The following is a 15732-nucleotide window of genomic DNA, read 5'->3' as shown; positions in this document are numbered from 1 at the left end:
TGATAGATTTTATTCCGCCGCTTCGCGGTGCACCTCGATGCCGGCCAGGTACTTTTCCGCCTCGAGCGCGGCCATGCAGCCGAGCCCGGCGGCGGTCACCGCCTGGCGGTAGATGTCGTCGGTCACATCGCCGGCGGCGAACACACCGGGCACATCGGTGCGGGTCGAATTCGGCGCCGTCCATAGATAGCCGTTCGGCTTCTGCTTCAGCTTGCCGGCAAACAACTCGACCGCCGGCGCATGGCCTATCGCCACGAACACGCCGTCGACCTTGAGATGGCTGATCTCGCCGGTCACTGCATTTTTGAGCTTCAGCCCTTCGACCGAAGGCGGCAGCGGCGTCTTGCCGGGCCGGCCTGTGATCTCGTCTACGATCGTGTCCCAGATGACGCGGACATTGTCCTTCTTCAGCAGCCGCTCACGGAGGATGCGCTCGGCGCGGAAATCGTTGCGCCGATGGATGACCGTCACGCTCTTTGCCAGATTGGAGAGGTAGAGCGCCTCCTCCACCGCCGAATTGCCGCCGCCAATCACCGCGACCTCCTTGCCGCGATAGAAGAAGCCGTCGCAGGTGGCGCAGGCCGACACACCAAAGCCCATGAAGGTCTGTTCGGTCGGAATGCCCAACCATTTCGCCTGGGCGCCGGTCGCGATGATCAGCGCGTCCGCCGTGTAGGTGGTGCCGGAATCGCCCTTGGCGCGGAACGGCCGCACATTGAGATCGACCTCCGTGATGATGTCGTTGATGATGTCGGTACCGACATGCTCGGCCTGCTTCAGCATCTGCTCCATCAGCCACGGACCCTGGATCGGATCGGCGAAGCCGGGATAGTTTTCGACATCGGTGGTGATCATCAGCTGGCCGCCCTGCTGCAGGCCGGCGACGAGCATCGGCTTCAGCATGGCGCGCGCGGCGTAAACCGCAGCCGTATAGCCGGCCGGGCCGGAACCGATGATGAGGACAGGCGCGTGCTTGGTGGTCATGTAAAGCCTCTACGGGGCAGACAATCGAGTGTGCCTTGGAAAAAGACGTGAAACGGTGCCGGTAATGTAAGGGTTGCGGATCACGCCAGCAAGACGAACAGGCCGTCGTCCCCGGAAAGCTTCGGCCCACAGGCTTATTCGTGTGGGTCGCCGCTTTCGTTGCCGCCTTAGAATCGCCGACCGAGGGCTGGCATCGACACAAAAGTCGTTTAATGACGAGATCGCGAAAGATTCTTGCGCTTAAGCTGAGACAGCCATGCCGCTCAAAGCCAACCTCGACGCCATCGACTGGAAGATCCTGCGCGAGTTGCAGGCCGACGGGCGCATGACCAATGTCGAACTGTCGAGCCGGGTCGGCATTTCGGCGCCGCCCTGCCTGCGCCGCGTCCGGCGGCTGGAGGAAACCGGCATCATCAGAGGCTATCGCGCTCTGCTCAACGCGCCGGCGCTCGGCATGGATGTCGTCGCCTTCTGCCTGATCGGCCTGCATCACCAGGCCGATGCCGAGCTCAAAGCATTCGCCGAGCGCACCCGCGGTTGGCCGATCGTGCGCGACGCGTGGATGGTGTCGGGCGAATCCGACTTCCTGCTGCATTGCGTGGCGAGCGACCTCGGCACATTCCAGACCTTCGTCATCGAACAGCTGGCCTCGGCGCCCAACGTCGACACGGTGCGCACCGCACTCACCATCCGCCGCGTCAAGGACGAAGGGCTGGTGGCGTTCTAAGCCACGCCCAACCCTGCGACTACGTCGCACAGTCTGCGGTAATCATTGCCCGTCATCAGCTTGCGCGTCGTGAAACTACCGTCGGGCGCCCTTTTGTTGAGCCTGCCGCCGACCAGCCAACCTTCCACCAGCCCGGCCCTTCTACCGGCTTCCATATCGTCGGCCTTGTCGCCAACGATGATCGATCGACCAATGTCCACACCCAACAAATCACGAGCACGCAAAAGCATGCCGGGATTGGGCTTCCGCATCGGATGATCGCCTATCGCCAGTTCACCCGTGCCACTCGAATGATAGGCACAGGCAAGGACCATATCGATACGGCATTGCTCGGCTTCGAGAAGTGCCAGCAGCCGGGCATTCACGGCGGCGAATTCAGGCCAGCCAAAGTAGCCGCGCGCTATGCCCGACTGGTTGGACACTATGACCGCAGGAAGGCCGACGGTATTGGCGGTTCGGATTACCGGCAGCATTTCCGGCCGTAAGACGATGTCGGCGGGATCGTCGGGATAGCCGGTGTCCACGTTGATGGTGCCGTCGCGGTCGAGAAACAGCGCCGGAGTGTCGACGACAAACAGCCGCCGACCAACTCGCTCGACCCACAGGCCGGGCTCAGCCAGCGGGTAAGGACCGGAGGCGCCGCTGTCAGCCATCGCTGAGACGCGCTTCCACCACCTCGCAGAGATAATGGTAGAGGCACAGATGCCCCTGCTGGATGATTGGCGTCGAGGTCGAGGGCACGTTGAGCAGGATGTCGGTGAGCGGCTTGAGCTTGCCGCCGCTGTCACCGGTCAGGCTGACCACCGTCATGCCCATCATCCGCGCCTGCTCGGCGGCGGCAAGGATGCTCGGCGAATTGCCGCTGGTCGAAATGGCGAGCAGCACGCCACCGGGCGCGCCGTGCGCCTCGACCTGGCGCGAAAACACCGTGTCGAAACCGTAATCATTGCCCCAGGCGGTCAGCACGGCGGCATTGGCCGGCAACGCGATGACATTGTAAGCCTTGCGCTCCTTGAGAAAGCGGCCGACCAGTTCGCCGGCAATGTGGATGGCGTCGCTTGCCGAACCGCCATTGCCGCAGATCAGCAATGCCTTTCCAGAGGAAAGGGCGGTGACGATAGCGACTGCCGCCCGCTCCATCTCGCCGGTCAGATCGCGCTCTACCATGGCGTTGATGGCAGCCGCCGAGCGGACCAGGTAATCGTTCAGTCCGGACATGAAATCCCTCAGTTTGTGGTCCCGGCGCGCAGTTTGCCGATCGTGCCGGTGGTGCTCTTGCCGGCAACGAGATCGACCAGCACGACACGTCCACCAGCCTTTTGCACCACATCGGCGCCGACAACGGTTTCGACGGTGTAGTCGGCGCCCTTGACCAGAATGTCGGGCAGCAGCGCCTCGATCAGCGCCAGCGGCGTGTCCTCTTCGAAGACGACCACGGCATCGACCGACGCCAGGGCAGCGAGCACGCAGGCGCGGTCATGCTGGTCGTTGACCGGACGGCCCGGTCCTTTCAGCCTGCGCACCGAGGCATCGCTGTTGAGGCCGAGCACCAGCCGGTCGCACTGGCTGCGCGCCGCGTGCAGCAGGCTGACATGGCCGGCATGCAGGATATCGAAACAGCCATTGGTGAAGCCGACGCTGAGGCCCTCATCCTTCCACGCCGCCACCATGCGTGCTGCCGATGCTGCATCGAGGATGGCATCCTTGTGGGCGGTCGGGCCGTGCGAGCGGAACAGCGCGCCGGTGAGTTCCTCGACGGTAAGCCGCGCCGTGCCGCGTTTGCCCACCACCACGCCGCCGGCGGCATTGGCTATGGAGGCGGCCATGACGCGATCAGCACCCGCGGCCAGAGCCAGCGCGAAACTCGCGATGACGGTGTCGCCGGCGCCCGACACATCGAACACTTCGCGCGCCTGGGTGGCAATGTGGCGCGCCTCATCGTGGCCGACGACGCTCATGCCCTTTTCGCTGCGGGTGGCGACGACGAAGTCGAAGCCATGCGCCGCAATCAATTCGCGTGCTGCCTCGACAATCTCGTCATCGGCGAAAACCGGATGACCCACGGCTTCGCCAAGCTCCTTGCGGTTGGGGGTGATGGCGGTTGCCCCCGCATAGCGCGCATAGTCGCGTCCTTTGGGGTCGACCAGCACCGGTTTTCCCGCCTCGCGGCAGATGGCGATCAGTTCGGCGGCGACGCCATCGAGCAGGATGCCTTTGCCGTAATCGGACAGGATGACGATATCGGCGCGAGAGAGTGCGCCGCGAAAATGCCGGACCAAGCCTGCCCGCTCCTTGTCGTCGAGCGGCTTGATCTCTTCCTCGTCGAAGCGCAGCACCTGCTGGTTGAGCGCGCTGAAGCGGCTCTTCGACGACGTCATGCGGCCGCGCTCCTGCGCCATGCCTGCCGTGTCGGCGCCGAGCTCGCCAAGCATGCGCACCAGATTGTCACCGGCCACATCGGTACCGATCACCGAGACCGGGATGGCATTGGCACCCAGCGAGACGATGTTGGCGACGACATTGCCGGCGCCGCCCATCGTCGATGTCTCGCCGCGCCCGTGCAGCACCGGGATCGGCGCCTCTGGCGAGATCCGCTCGATGACGCCGTTGACGAAACGGTCGAGGATGAAGTCGCCGACCACCAGCACGGCGACATCGCCAAAGCGGGCAATGGCGCGGTGCAGGGGCTCAGGAGAAGGCGGATTGTGCTTGATCATGTCACTGGCAATGCGAGGGAAAGGCCGATCTCAATCACGCTGAAAATTGTCAATTTACGGGCCGGATCGTTCATGGCGAAGCCGATATACCGCAAATCCACGCAGCGCAACGTCAGCGCAGCCCGTCAGCTCTTCTGCAGGGCGACATGCACGCCCAGTCCAACCAGCACCGCCCCGCCTGCCCGCTGCATCAGGCGCTGCGCCCGGCTGGAGCGCTTGAGCCGGCCGATCACCAGCCCGGCCAGCAACACGCAGACGATGTCGGCGGAAGAAAACATCAGATTGACGATGGTGCCCAAAACGACGAACTGCAGCCAGACCGGGAAGCCAGCCGAGGCATCGATGAACTGCGGCAGGAACGCCATGAAGAAGATCGCCGTCTTCGGATTGAGCACTTCGACCGTGATGCTCTCGAAAAACGCGCGGCGCGCCGATTTGCGCTCGACAACGGGCAATGCCGCATCCCCCTCCCCGCGTTTGCGGAACAGGGCGACGCCGAGCCAGATCAGATAGAGCGCGCCGATGAGCTTGACCGCCATATAGAGCGGCGGAACGGCATGAAACAGCACCGACAGGCCACCCGCAGCCGCAAAGACGTGGACATAACCGCCGAGATGGATGCCAAGCGCAGCCGTCAGCCCCGACCAGCGCCCACGCGCCATCGTCTGCGCGGCCGCATAGAGCATGGCCGGGCCTGGGATGTAGGCGAAGATCGCCGTGGTGGCGAAAAACGCAATGAGCAGTTCGGTCGGCGGCATTTTTGCACCTCAATATGTCAGGGCGGCGTGGATCGAGTGAAGCGGAAGCTTTGCAGCGCGACTGCGGCGCAACTGTCTGCTTCATCGACAGCCCGGCTGGCCTCCCTTATAAGGACCGGAATCGCAAGCAACCAGAGGCCTTCATGATCATCGTCACGGGCGGCGCCGGCATGATCGGCTCCAACATCGTCGCCGCACTCAACGCCGAAGGCCATGACGACATCCTTGTCGTCGACGACCTCACCGACGGCCACAAGATCGCCAATCTGGCCGACTTGCAGATCGCGGACTATCTCGACAAGGACGAACTCCTGTCGCGCCTGGAAGCCGGCGACCTCGGCCGCATCGAGGCCGTCTTCCATCAGGGCGCCTGTTCGACCACCACCGAATGGAACGGCAAGTTCATGATGGAGGTGAACTACGCCTATTCGAAGCGGCTGCTGCATGCCTGCCAGGTGCTGCGCGTCCCCTTCCTCTACGCCTCCTCGGCGTCCGTCTATGGCGGCGGTTCGGAGTTTCGCGAGGATCCGGCGCTGGAGCGGCCGCTCAACGTCTATGCCTATTCGAAGAAACTGTTCGACGACTATGTCCGCCGCACCGTATTCGACACCGATCATTCGCAGGTCGCCGGCCTGCGCTATTTCAACGTCTACGGACCGCGCGAGGCGCATAAGGGCGCCATGGCCTCGGTCGCTTTCCACCTGTTCAATCAGGTCCGGCGCGGTGAGAACCCCAAGCTGTTCGGCGCCTATGACGGTTTCGGGCCGGGCGAACAGAGCCGCGATTTCATCCATGTCGGAGACGTCGCCGACGTCAATCTGTGGCTGTGGAAGCGCGGCTCGAGCGGCATCTTCAACTGCGGCACCGGCCGCGCCCAGCCGTTTCGCGCCATCGCCGAGACCGTCATCGATACGCTTGGCAAGGGCGAGATCGAGTTCATTGAGTTTCCCGACCATCTCAAGGGCAGCTACCAGAGTTTTACCCAGGCTGATATGTCCCGCTTGCGCGCAGCCGGCTATAACGGGCAATTCCGCAGCGTGGAAACCGGCGTCAGAGACTATGTCGAATGGCTGAAAGCCCAACGATCCTCGTGATCGGCCCACGCTGGGTGGGCGATATGGTCATGGCGCAGTGCCTGTTCTCGGCGCTGAAGGAACTCCATCCCAACGCCGCCATCGACGTGCTGGCCCCGGCCTGGGCCGCCCCGCTGGTCAAGCGCATGCCCGAGATCCGCCAGCAGATCGATTTTCCACTGAAAGCCGGCGCGCTCGAATTCACCATCCGCCGCCGCTTTGGCCGCCTGCTGCGCGGCCGCTACGACATGGCATACGTCCTGCCGGGAAGCTGGAAGTCGGCCCTGATCCCGTTCTTTGCCCGCATTCCCCGCCGTTTCGGCAATTTGCGTGAAATGCGCTATGGCCTGCTGACCGACATCGTGCCGCTGCCCGATGCTGTGAAGCGGCGCACCGCGCAAGCCTATTTCGCCCTCGCCCAAGGCGGACAGTTCCGGCCGCCGCGGCTCACTGTCGATGCCGCCAACCAGAAAGAGCTTCTCGCCCGCTTCGACCTGCAGCCGAGAAAATTCGTGGCCCTGATGCCCGGCGCCGAATTCGGCCCGGCCAAGCGCTGGCCGAGCGAAAGCTATGCCGGTCTCGCCCGCGAGATGATGGCAAAGGGATTCAAGGTCGCGCTGTTCGGCTCCAAGAACGATCGCGACGTCACCGCCGAGATTTCAGCGCTCGCTCCCGGTGTCGTCGATCTCGCAGGGAAAACGCGGCTGGAAGACGCCATCGACCTGATCGCGGCTGCACGACTGGCGGTGTCCAACGACAGTGGCCTGATGCATGTCGCGGCTGCCGTCGGCACGCCGATCGTTGCCGTCTACGGTTCGACCTCGCCGGAAAACACGCCGCCGCTTGCCGAGCAGCGCGAGCTGATCTGGCTGCATTTGTCCTGCTCGCCTTGCCACCAGAAGGTTTGCCCGCTCGGCCATCTCAACTGCCTGAAAACACTCGATGTCGAACGCGTAACTGCGGCGGTCGACCGCTTGCTGGAAATGCCGGCCGTCGCATGAAGGTGCTGATCGTCAAGACATCGTCGATGGGCGACGTCATCCACACGTTTCCGGCGCTCGAGGATGCGCGCCGCAAGCGCCCCGATATCTCCTTCGACTGGTGCGTCGAAGAGGCCTTCGCCGGCATCGTCGCGCTGCATCCGGGGATCCGAACCATCCACAAGGTGGCGATCCGGCGCTGGCGCAAGCACCTTTTCGACAGCGGTACATGGCGCGAGATGGCCGGCTTGCGCCGGAAACTGCAGGCGGGCCAGTACGACCTGGTCATCGATGCGCAGGGGTTGTTGAAGTCGGCCTTTGTCGCCATCCAGGCCGGCGCGCCGGTTGCCGGTTTCGACCGCGCAAGCGCGCGAGAACCCTCGGCAACGTTGTTCTACCAGCGCAAATACGCCGTGCCGCGCGACCTGCACGCTATCGAACGCACGCGCCGGCTGTTCGGGCTGGCGCTCGGCTACAAGCCCGATCTATCGACGCTGGCATCGGGGATTGTGCCGCCTCCGGGCGAACTGGCCGGCATCGATGGCAAAACCGCCTTCCTGCTGCACGGCACAAGTCGCGAGGACAAGAAATGGCCGACCGAAGACTGGATCGAAACCGCCCGGCTGCTGGCTGAACGGCAGTTCACGCCGGTCACCACCTGGTCGAACGAGCGCGAGAAGGCCGTGGCCGAGGCGATCGCCAGAGCCGTGCCGTCAACCATCGTGGTGCCAAAATCGCCGCTGGCTGAGATCGCCGCCATCCTTGGCCGCTCGACCGTGGTCGTCGGCGCCGACACCGGCCTGACCCACCTTGCCAGCGCCTTCGGCCTGCCGACGATCGCGATTTTCCTGGCGACGGAACCCGGTTTGACCGGCCCGCGCGGAGCGTATGCCTCAACGCTGCTGGCCGCGTCAGGGCAGCGCCTGACGCCGGTTGAGGTGGTGGCGGAAGCTGAAAAGCAGCTGGCGCTCAAATCACAAGCGCCGGCTTAGAACTTTCAGAACTATCCGACGTTCTAGATGAACTGCACCTGGACGATCTCGTAGCCCCGTGCACCACCCGGCGCATTGACCTCGATGGCGTCGCCGACTTCCTTGCCGATGAGCGCGCGCGCGATCGGCGACGAGATCGAGATACGGCCCGACTTCACGTCCGCTTCCTGGTCGCCGACGATCTGGTAGGTCTTCTTCTCCTCGGTGTCCTCGTCGACCAGCACCACCGTGGCGCCGAACTTGACCTTGTCGCCGCTGAGCTTGGTGACGTCGATCACCTCGGCGCGCGCGATATAATCTTCGAGCTCGTTGACGCGGCCCTCATTGAGGCTCTGCGACTCTTTGGCGGCATGATATTCGGCATTTTCGGACAGGTCGCCATGCGAGCGCGCTTCGGAGATCGCCTCGATGATGCGCGGCCGCTCTTCCTGCTGGCGCCAACGCAGTTCTTCCTTCAATGACGCGAAGCCCTCGCCTGTCATCGGGACCTTGTTCATGTTGCCTGACCTTTCCTGCCGCCACCCCCGCGTTTCGGGGAAAGCCTTGTCGATGGGTACAAAAAGAAAACGGGTCCGGCAGCCTCGGGCTAACGGAACCGTTTCACCGCAATTTCCCCTAATATAGCGATCTCCGCGCGCTTTTCACGCTGAAAAAACGGGCTTTTGAAAAATCTTGAGCCGATTGTGCAGTTGCCGCCACGGCATGTGCGCTGAGCTGCGGCCGCGACAGCAAAAAGCCGACTGCGAATGCTCGCAGCCGGCCCAGAGAAGCCGTTGGGGTGGGGTCAACTTCTCATGAAATGGTAGATCTGTTCGGCCAGCATGCCGTATTCGCGCGAGCCTTTGCCTGTGCGCTTCTCGATTTCGGCTAACTGCTCCTGGGCGCCGGCCAGGTCGCCGATCTGCAGATGCGCCTCACCGAGATATTCGCGCACCAGCGTGTAATCGGGATTGATGCGCAGCGCTTCCTCGTAATAGCCGAGGCCGACCGTGATGCGGCCGGAATGACGGTGCGAATAGCCGAGATAGTTGAGGATGCGAGGATCCTGCTTGTTCTCGGCAAGGCTGAGCACGGCGATCGCCTCATCATAGCGCCCGGCCATCGCCAGATCGTGGCCGGCCTCGTAGATGTTGTCGTCGTCGAGCATGCCGTACTTCGGCGCGACGCACTTCTTGAGCTTCTTGTCCCAGACCTCGCCCTTCTTGCATTTCGTGCTCCCGCCGTCGCCGCCTCCGCCGCCTTCACCCGCGGTGAATGCGGGCGCCGCAAACAGCGGCAGGGCGGCAACAGCTAGAACTTGAATCAGCAATCGTCTGCGCATCGAAGCCTCCTTGAGGGATAATGATGAAACGCTAACGCCAGGCCGACATCATTTCATCCCGGAAAAGCCGCCGCCAGCAAAACTATTTGCCAAAACCGCTTCAAAAGACAGCCGCGCGAGTCAAAATTTCGCCAGCCATGAAGCCAGCCGGCCGAAGGTGACGTGACGCGCGCTGCAAATCCGCTATCATCCATCCACGAAATGACCAACGGAGTGCGCGAGAGTGCAACAGCGCCGTGAACGGGAATGGGAGCTATCGATCGGCCCGGACACCGTGCGGCTGTTCATTCTCAAGGCAAAGGGTCTGAGCGCGGCCGTCAATGAGGACTATACCGACGGCGCCGAGCATGAGGTCGAGTTCGACGGCGACACGCGCGACAATCACCACCATGACGGGCTTGCCGAGGAAAGCTCGGAAAACCTCAGCGAGGAAGAGCTGCGCGAACTGATCAACGACCTCAATGTCGACGAAGCGGCCGAACTCATCGCGCTGGCCTGGGTCGGCCGCGGCGACTATGACGCGGCGGAATGGTCCGATGCGCTTGCCGCCGCGCGCGAGCGCGCCAACAAGCGCACGGCAAAATATCTGCTCGGCATGCCGCTCTTGGCCGATTGGCTGGAGGAAGGGCTGGAGGCTATCGGCGCGTAACGCCGGGGTAACCGATCGTGATCGGGCGCTGGCGCTTTTCCGGGCAACCTCCGCAGGCCCGCGCCGTTTAGGACCGATGGCGGCGCTTGTCTTTTCCAGAATGTGCGGGTTGGCGCTGGCTATAGTGGTGGCGGGCTTGCTCACGACGCCTGCCGACGCCAGGCATCGCCGGCATCACACGCCGCTGACCCCGCGGGTAGATCAGCCGCTGACACAACGGGCCGACCGGCCGCCAAAGCCGCGCAGCAAGCACCGCCTGAAACCGCGCGGCAAGCGGCATATCGTGCCGAACCAGGCAGAACCGAAAACGCCGGCGCCACAGCCCTTAGCTGGCGATGTTCCGGTGCCCGAGACGCGCCCAGCGGAGGAGCAGAAAACCGACGCCGCAAAGACCGAAGAGCAGAAGACCGAAGATCCGAAGACCGCTGCCAACGACGACCGGTTCAATCAGGAAAAATCCCGATTTAAAAAACAGGCGCGGCCCGGACCGTCAGCCCCGAAGCCGTCAGCGCCAGAGCAGTCAAACGATACGGAAAGCGAGCCTGAGCCACCGGCAGTGGTGCCGGTTCCGACCGAACGGCCCGACGCCACAAAGCCGGAGGCAGAGCCGCCGGTCATCGCCCCGCAGCCGCCCGAAAAACCGGCGGATGCCGACGACAAGAAGATGCTCCCCGACCCCCGCTCGGCCGATCTGCCCGACGCGAAAATGCCGGCGGAGGAAGTTGCCTGCCGCGAACGATTGAGGGCTCTGGGCGTCGAATTCGAAGGACGCCAGGCTGAAAGCAATCCCGACATCGGCTGCTCGATCCCTTATCCGATCATGCTGAAATCACTCGGCAAATCCATCGCCATCGGGCCCCCGACCGAACTCAACTGCCCAATGGCCGAGGCGGCTGCCCGCTTTGCCGCCAATGTCATCCAGCCGGCGGCAAAGGACGAATTCGGCGCCAACCTGAAATCAATCAACCAGGCATCGGCCTTTGTCTGCCGCCCGCGCCACGGCACGCGCAAACTGTCGGAACACGCCTTCGGCAACGCCCTCGACATCGCCAGCTTCACCTTGTCGGACGGCAGGAAGATCGAAGTTGGTCCAACGCCGCCCGAGAAGGACGGCAAATTCCTCAACGCCGTGCGCAAGGCGGCCTGCGGACCGTTCAAGACCGTGCTTGGACCCGGCGCCGACGCCGACCACGCCCTGCATCTCCACCTCGATCTCGAACCGCGCCGGCACGGCGGCACCTTCTGCCAGTAGGCTGGCAGGCTGCCGCATTTCGGCCGCAGGCGTGAACGCATGCGCTGAGTTTTCCTTTACCCTTGATCGTTAAAATGCCGGATATCCGTCAACGGGATTCCGTCAATGGCCGGCAGATTTCGCGCCGTTTTTCTCGCCCCCTTGCGCCAGTCGAAACGCGCGGCGATGGCGGCCTCCGGCCTTGCGCTGGCCGCCGTTTCGGCCTGCAACACCGGCAGCGTGCTGAATTTGCAGCCGGCCGTTGACGTCGGCTCGCAGACTTCGGCCGTCCCGCAATATGAGGGAATGCAGAAGCTCGTCCCGTCCAACCCCTACATGACCGCCGCCTATCCGCGCATGGACGAGCCGATGTCGGAGCCTGAGCAGATGCCGGCCAGCGAAATCGACTGCCGTAGCGAGTTGAAGAGCCTTCGCGTCGCCTACACTGATGTCCAGCCGATCCATGAAGGACAGTGCGGCATCGACTGGCCGGTCAAGGTCTCTTCCATCGCCGGCATCGAGATGAAACCGGCGGCGACGCTGACCTGCAACATGGCGGCCAGCTTTGCCGCCTGGACCAGGAACGAACTGGTTCCCTCGGCCCGCTGGCGCTATTTCTCGGGCGTGAAAACCATCCACCAGGGCTCGAGCTATTCCTGCCGCAACATCGCCGGTGAAGGTGTCCTGTCCGAGCACGGCAAGGGCAACGCGCTCGACGTCATGAGCATCGCGCTCAACAATGGCGACGACATCGACGTGCGCAAGCCGGGCCTGTTCGCCTTCCGCACCCGCGGCTTCCTCAACAATGTGCGCGCCGACGGCTGCCAGTATTTCACCACGGTGCTCGGTCCCGGCTACAATTACGACCACCGCAACCATTTCCATTTCGACATCAAGAACCGCAAGAGCGGCTACCGCGCCTGCCGCTGACGGTAGCCGGCTCTCTCTTTGCCAAAACCCGGTTGCACCGCATAAGGTGACGCCTCACAAGCAGGCGGCGGCAGGTGGGTCGAAAAAGCCTTCGAAGACGCGCAACGATCTGGCTGGCGGCTATCGTGGCTGCCTGGCTGGCGCTTGCCTATGTCGCCGCGCCGGAATTCTGGACGTTTCGCGACCGCGGCTATCGCAAGCAGGCCTTCGAAATGGTGACGCATACGCCGCAAGGCATTCCGGGCGACCCGATCAATGTCGGCCTTGTCGGCAGCGAAAAGGAGCTTGTGCATGCCTTCGCCTTGGCCGGCTGGGACACGGCCGATGGCGTGACGCTGAAAACCGCGATCGAAATCGGTGAAAGCGTGCTGTTCGATCATCCCTATCCCGACGCCCCGGTCAGCCGGCTGCTGTTCGAAGGCCGCGCCCAGGACCTCGCCTTTGAAAAGCCGGTCGGCGGCAGCGCCGACCGGCGTCATCATGTCCGCTTCTGGCGCACCGATGCGACCGGCGACGACGGCCGCCCGCTCTGGCTGGGCTCGGCGAGCTTCGATCGCGGCGTTGGTCTCAGCCACGACACCGGCGCCATCACTCACCATATCGGTCCCGACATCGACGCCGAGCGCGATCTCGTGATCCACGACCTGACTGCGGCCGGCATGGTGATCTCGGTGAGCGATATCCCTGGCATCGGCGCCACCAAAGCCGGACGCAATGGCGGCGGCGATCCCTATTTCACCGACGGCAGGGCCATCGTTGGCGTCCTGCGGCAACTGCCGTAAGGCCGGAAAAAACATTTGAAAATGGCGGCAAGCTGTCCGATGCTTTTGAGCCGTACCGTTGCGAGTTGCCACTGTCATTTTCCAAAAATCATCGCGGACTATTTTCCAGCAGCCCGCGGCAATGCTATTGACCCCTCATGCTATACGTTGAAATCGCGACCGTAGCCGTCCTCATCTGCGTGAACGGCCTTCTGGCAATGTCGGAGCTTGCCATCGTTTCGTCACGGCCAGCCCGCCTCAAGGCGATGATCGACCGCAACATAAAGGGCGCTGGGCGCGCGCTGGCGCTTGGCTCCAATCCCGGCAAATTCCTGTCCTCGGTGCAGATCGGCATCACGCTGGTCGGCGTCCTGTCCGGCGCCTTTTCCGGCGCCACGCTGGGCGAGCGGCTGGCACAGTTCCTGGCCGCCAACGGCATGCGCGAGACCATCGCCGATCCGCTCGGCGTCGGCATCGTCGTCGCGATCATCACCTATTTCTCGCTGATCGTCGGCGAACTGGTGCCCAAGCAGATCGCGCTGCGCGATCCCGAGCGGGTCGCCGTGAGGGCGGCGCCTGCGATGACCGTCCTCGCCACCGTCTCGGCGCCGCTGGTCTTCCTGCTCGACATTTCCGGCCGCGCCATATTGTGGCTGCTTGGCCAGCGCGGCGAGAGCGGGGATAAGGTTACCGACGAGGAGATCAAGATGCTGGTCGCCGAGGCCGAGCATCATGGCACCATCGAATCCGACGAACGGCGCATGATCGCCGGCGTCATGCGGCTCGGCGACCGCGCCGTGCGCGCGGTGATGTCGCCGCGCACCGAGGTCGACTGGATCAATTTGCAATCCGACGACGCCACCATCCGCAAGCTGTTGATGGAAACCCAGCATTCGCGCCTGCCGGCCGGCGATGGCAGCGTCGACGCCATGATCGGCGTCGTCCAGACGCGCGACGTGCTGGCTGCCATCCTCGGCGGCCGGGCGCTCGACCCGCGCAAACATGTGCGCGCCGCCCCCATCGTCCACGATCAGGCCGATGCGCTGGACGTGCTGCAGAAGCTGAAGGAATCCGACGTGCCGATGGCGCTGGTGCATGATGAATACGGCCATTTCGAAGGCATCGTCACCCCTGCCGACATTCTGGAGGCCATCACCGGCGTGTTCCGTGCCGACCTCGACGCCGGCGAGGAGGAAAACGCGGTAAAGCGCGAGGACGGCTCATGGCTGCTCGCCGGCTACATGCAGGCCGACGAGATGGCGGAAGTTCTCGGCATCGACCTACCGGAAAACCGCGACTACGAAACCGTCGCCGGCTATGTCCTGTCGCATATGCACCATCTGCCGGCGACGGGTGAATGCGTCGATGCGCAAGGCTGGCGCTTCGAGGTCGTCGACCTCGACGGCCGCCGCATCGACAAGCTGATCGCCACCCGCCTGCCCAGCGGTCATCGCGAAGTGGTGCGCTGACAACAGCGCCCCTTCACACCGCGGCTTCGATCGGTTCGGCAAGTCTGGGATTTGAGCGCGAGGCGATCAGGCAACTGGCGACGATCAGGGCCGCACCCGCCAGCGTGGTCCAGGTCGCCGCCTCGTCGAAGAACAACCAGCCAAACACGATCGCCCAGATGAAGGCCGAGTATTCCGTCGGAATCAGATATTGCGCTTCTGCCCGCGCATAGGACCAGCTCATCAAGAACTGGCCGGAGAGCGACAGGGCCGTCACAGCGGCCAGTGGAAGCCAGAGATTGCCCGGCAGGGAAACCGCCAGCCAGGGCGCGGCGGGGAGAAGGACAGCGGCAACGCACAGGTTCTGAAACAGCACGATCTCGACCGGCTTGGCCACCTGCGCCTGCTGTCGCGAGAGGATCAGATTGCAGGCGTAGAACACCGTCGCCACTAGCACCGCCACCGTACCGAGCAGGGCATCCCCGGTATAGTTCCCTTGCCCGAATGGTCCGGCCATGATGATGGCGACGCCGGCAATGCCGGCCAGCGACGCCCAGATCGCCTGGCGCTGTATCTTTTCACCCAGGAGCAGCGCGGCCAGCAGCAGCGCAAACAAGGGTGCTACGAAACTAAGCCCGATCGCCTCCGCAAGCGGCAGCCTGGCAAGCCCCCAGAAGAACGACAGCAGGACGATACCGACCACGATGGCACGCAGCGCATGCAGCTTGAGCACGGAAGGCGTGGGAAGCGTGCGCGGCCCCGCCGCCCAGGCCGTGCCCGCAACCACGGTCGCAAGCATGCTTCGCCACAGCACCGTGTTGTAGACGCCGACGGCGATAACCAGGCTCTTCATCGCCGCGTCCATCGCCGACAACAGGAAAATGGCAAGCGCGCAGACCAGCACCGGGATCATCGGCGAAACGGCGTTTGTCGTGCTGGGTGACTTCACTGATATCGCTCATGTGACGGATTCCAGTCGGATATATCAGGCCCAAACGGCAGGGCCAGATGGCAGCCCCGGCCCGTGCGGGCCAGTGCGGCCTTCGCGGATCGATCCATGTTCGCACGGCGACCCACCAGCGATACTTGATTCAAAGCTTATATTTATACTGCTTATATTTCGAGAATCTAATGTTGCATGGAAGTAACGGCAGAAAATAT

Annotated in this window: 17 protein-coding genes; 9 read left to right on the top strand and 8 right to left on the bottom strand. The window is 63.5% G+C overall.

All coding sequences use genetic code 11. The features are described from left to right. Positions 1–9: 9 nt before the first annotated feature. The gene (trxB, locus tag ACWGTO_RS22175) at positions 10–984 is read right to left on the bottom strand and encodes a thioredoxin-disulfide reductase (protein WP_454576937.1); all 975 of its coding nucleotides are present in this window, start codon (positions 982–984) and stop codon (positions 10–12) included. Positions 985–1240: 256 nt separating this feature from the next. Here trxB and ACWGTO_RS22170 point away from each other — a divergent pair, with 256 nt between their 5' ends. After that, positions 1241–1711: an Lrp/AsnC family transcriptional regulator gene (locus ACWGTO_RS22170; RefSeq protein ID WP_454576936.1), complete on the top strand. Its 471-nt coding sequence runs from the start codon at positions 1241–1243 to the stop codon at positions 1709–1711. Here ACWGTO_RS22170 and ACWGTO_RS22165 read toward each other — a convergent pair. The 4 genes from ACWGTO_RS22165 to ACWGTO_RS22150 form a co-directional block, all read right to left on the bottom strand. Continuing rightward, complete coding sequence (locus ACWGTO_RS22165; protein WP_454576935.1) at positions 1708–2364, bottom strand: D-glycero-alpha-D-manno-heptose-1,7-bisphosphate 7-phosphatase; 657 nt, start codon at positions 2362–2364, stop codon at positions 1708–1710. The two genes, ACWGTO_RS22170 and ACWGTO_RS22165, sit on opposite strands and share 4 nt — an antisense overlap. Then, entirely contained in the window at positions 2357–2929 is a 573-nt protein-coding gene (locus tag ACWGTO_RS22160) for a D-sedoheptulose-7-phosphate isomerase (protein WP_454576934.1), read from the bottom strand. The genes ACWGTO_RS22165 and ACWGTO_RS22160 overlap by 8 nt, the downstream gene beginning before the upstream one ends. A gap of 8 nt (positions 2930–2937) precedes the next feature. Next, positions 2938–4428, bottom strand: coding sequence for a D-glycero-beta-D-manno-heptose-7-phosphate kinase (gene rfaE1 / locus ACWGTO_RS22155; RefSeq protein WP_454576933.1), 1491 nt, complete (start codon positions 4426–4428; stop codon positions 2938–2940). 125 nt (positions 4429–4553) lie between these two features. Then, entirely contained in the window at positions 4554–5186 is a 633-nt protein-coding gene (locus ACWGTO_RS22150; protein WP_454576932.1) for a LysE family translocator, read from the bottom strand. Positions 5187–5329: 143 nt separating this feature from the next. Here ACWGTO_RS22150 and rfaD point away from each other — a divergent pair, with 143 nt between their 5' ends. Genes rfaD through waaC form a run of 3 tightly spaced genes read left to right on the top strand, consistent with a single transcriptional unit; the run spans position 5330 to position 8231 of the window. After that, complete coding sequence (gene rfaD, locus ACWGTO_RS22145; RefSeq protein ID WP_454576931.1) at positions 5330–6280, top strand: ADP-glyceromanno-heptose 6-epimerase; 951 nt, start codon at positions 5330–5332, stop codon at positions 6278–6280. Beyond that, positions 6253–7260 carry a lipopolysaccharide heptosyltransferase II gene (waaF, locus tag ACWGTO_RS22140; protein WP_454576930.1) on the top strand — a complete coding sequence of 336 codons (1008 nt, stop codon included), beginning with the start codon at positions 6253–6255 and terminating at the stop codon, positions 7258–7260. The genes rfaD and waaF overlap by 28 nt, the downstream gene beginning before the upstream one ends. Further along, positions 7257–8231, top strand: coding sequence for a lipopolysaccharide heptosyltransferase I (gene waaC, locus ACWGTO_RS22135; protein WP_454576929.1), 975 nt, complete (start codon positions 7257–7259; stop codon positions 8229–8231). Before waaF ends, waaC begins: the two co-directional genes overlap by 4 nt. Positions 8232–8254: 23 nt before the next feature. On the opposite strand, the gene greA is transcribed toward waaC, so the two are convergent. Both greA and ACWGTO_RS22125 read right to left on the bottom strand, forming a co-directional pair. After that, positions 8255–8728, bottom strand: coding sequence for a transcription elongation factor GreA (gene greA, locus ACWGTO_RS22130; protein WP_181058741.1), 474 nt, complete (start codon positions 8726–8728; stop codon positions 8255–8257). A gap of 287 nt (positions 8729–9015) precedes the next feature. Next, the gene (locus tag ACWGTO_RS22125) at positions 9016–9552 is read right to left on the bottom strand and encodes a tetratricopeptide repeat protein (protein WP_454576928.1); all 537 of its coding nucleotides are present in this window, start codon (positions 9550–9552) and stop codon (positions 9016–9018) included. A gap of 223 nt (positions 9553–9775) precedes the next feature. Here ACWGTO_RS22125 and ACWGTO_RS22120 point away from each other — a divergent pair, with 223 nt between their 5' ends. From ACWGTO_RS22120 to ACWGTO_RS22100, 5 genes are all read left to right on the top strand, one after another. After that, positions 9776–10201, top strand: coding sequence for a DUF3775 domain-containing protein (locus ACWGTO_RS22120; protein WP_454576927.1), 426 nt, complete (start codon positions 9776–9778; stop codon positions 10199–10201). 127 nt (positions 10202–10328) lie between these two features. After that, positions 10329–11453: an extensin family protein gene (locus ACWGTO_RS22115; protein WP_454576926.1), complete on the top strand. Its 1125-nt coding sequence runs from the start codon at positions 10329–10331 to the stop codon at positions 11451–11453. Positions 11454–11558: 105 nt separating this feature from the next. Then, the gene (locus ACWGTO_RS22110) at positions 11559–12362 is read left to right on the top strand and encodes an extensin-like domain-containing protein (protein ID WP_454576925.1); all 804 of its coding nucleotides are present in this window, start codon (positions 11559–11561) and stop codon (positions 12360–12362) included. A 74-nt stretch (positions 12363–12436) separates the two neighbouring features. Beyond that, complete coding sequence (locus tag ACWGTO_RS22105; protein WP_454576924.1) at positions 12437–13144, top strand: LssY C-terminal domain-containing protein; 708 nt, start codon at positions 12437–12439, stop codon at positions 13142–13144. A 137-nt stretch (positions 13145–13281) separates the two neighbouring features. Further along, positions 13282–14592, top strand: coding sequence for a hemolysin family protein (locus ACWGTO_RS22100; protein WP_454576923.1), 1311 nt, complete (start codon positions 13282–13284; stop codon positions 14590–14592). Between the two features lie 13 nt (positions 14593–14605). Here ACWGTO_RS22100 and ACWGTO_RS22095 read toward each other — a convergent pair whose 3' ends face one another. Continuing rightward, complete coding sequence (locus tag ACWGTO_RS22095; RefSeq protein WP_454577016.1) at positions 14606–15484, bottom strand: DMT family transporter; 879 nt, start codon at positions 15482–15484, stop codon at positions 14606–14608. Between the last annotated feature and the right edge of the window lie 248 nt (positions 15485–15732).

The organism is Mesorhizobium sp. PL10, assembly GCF_053714315.1.
Note: the sequence above shows the minus strand (reverse complement) of the source record. Positions and strands in the feature narration are given on the sequence as shown.

Coding starts and splice junctions, on each gene's coding strand:
- rfaD (WP_454576931.1), top strand. CDS start 5,330: ATGATCATCGTCACGGGCGGCGCCGGCATGATCGGCTCCAACATCGTC.
- trxB (WP_454576937.1), bottom strand. CDS start 984: ATGACCACCAAGCACGCGCCTGTCCTCATCATCGGTTCCGGCCCGGCC.
- rfaE1 (WP_454576933.1), bottom strand. CDS start 4,428: ATGATCAAGCACAATCCGCCTTCTCCTGAGCCCCTGCACCGCGCCATT.
- ACWGTO_RS22095 (WP_454577016.1), bottom strand. CDS start 15,484: ATGATCCCGGTGCTGGTCTGCGCGCTTGCCATTTTCCTGTTGTCGGCG.
- ACWGTO_RS22150 (WP_454576932.1), bottom strand. CDS start 5,186: ATGCCGCCGACCGAACTGCTCATTGCGTTTTTCGCCACCACGGCGATC.
- waaF (WP_454576930.1), top strand. CDS start 6,253: ATGGCTGAAAGCCCAACGATCCTCGTGATCGGCCCACGCTGGGTGGGC.
- ACWGTO_RS22160 (WP_454576934.1), bottom strand. CDS start 2,929: ATGTCCGGACTGAACGATTACCTGGTCCGCTCGGCGGCTGCCATCAAC.
- greA (WP_181058741.1), bottom strand. CDS start 8,728: ATGAACAAGGTCCCGATGACAGGCGAGGGCTTCGCGTCATTGAAGGAA.
- ACWGTO_RS22110 (WP_454576925.1), top strand. CDS start 11,559: ATGGCCGGCAGATTTCGCGCCGTTTTTCTCGCCCCCTTGCGCCAGTCG.
- ACWGTO_RS22170 (WP_454576936.1), top strand. CDS start 1,241: ATGCCGCTCAAAGCCAACCTCGACGCCATCGACTGGAAGATCCTGCGC.
- ACWGTO_RS22100 (WP_454576923.1), top strand. CDS start 13,282: ATGCTATACGTTGAAATCGCGACCGTAGCCGTCCTCATCTGCGTGAAC.
- waaC (WP_454576929.1), top strand. CDS start 7,257: ATGAAGGTGCTGATCGTCAAGACATCGTCGATGGGCGACGTCATCCAC.
- ACWGTO_RS22165 (WP_454576935.1), bottom strand. CDS start 2,364: ATGGCTGACAGCGGCGCCTCCGGTCCTTACCCGCTGGCTGAGCCCGGC.
- ACWGTO_RS22125 (WP_454576928.1), bottom strand. CDS start 9,552: ATGCGCAGACGATTGCTGATTCAAGTTCTAGCTGTTGCCGCCCTGCCG.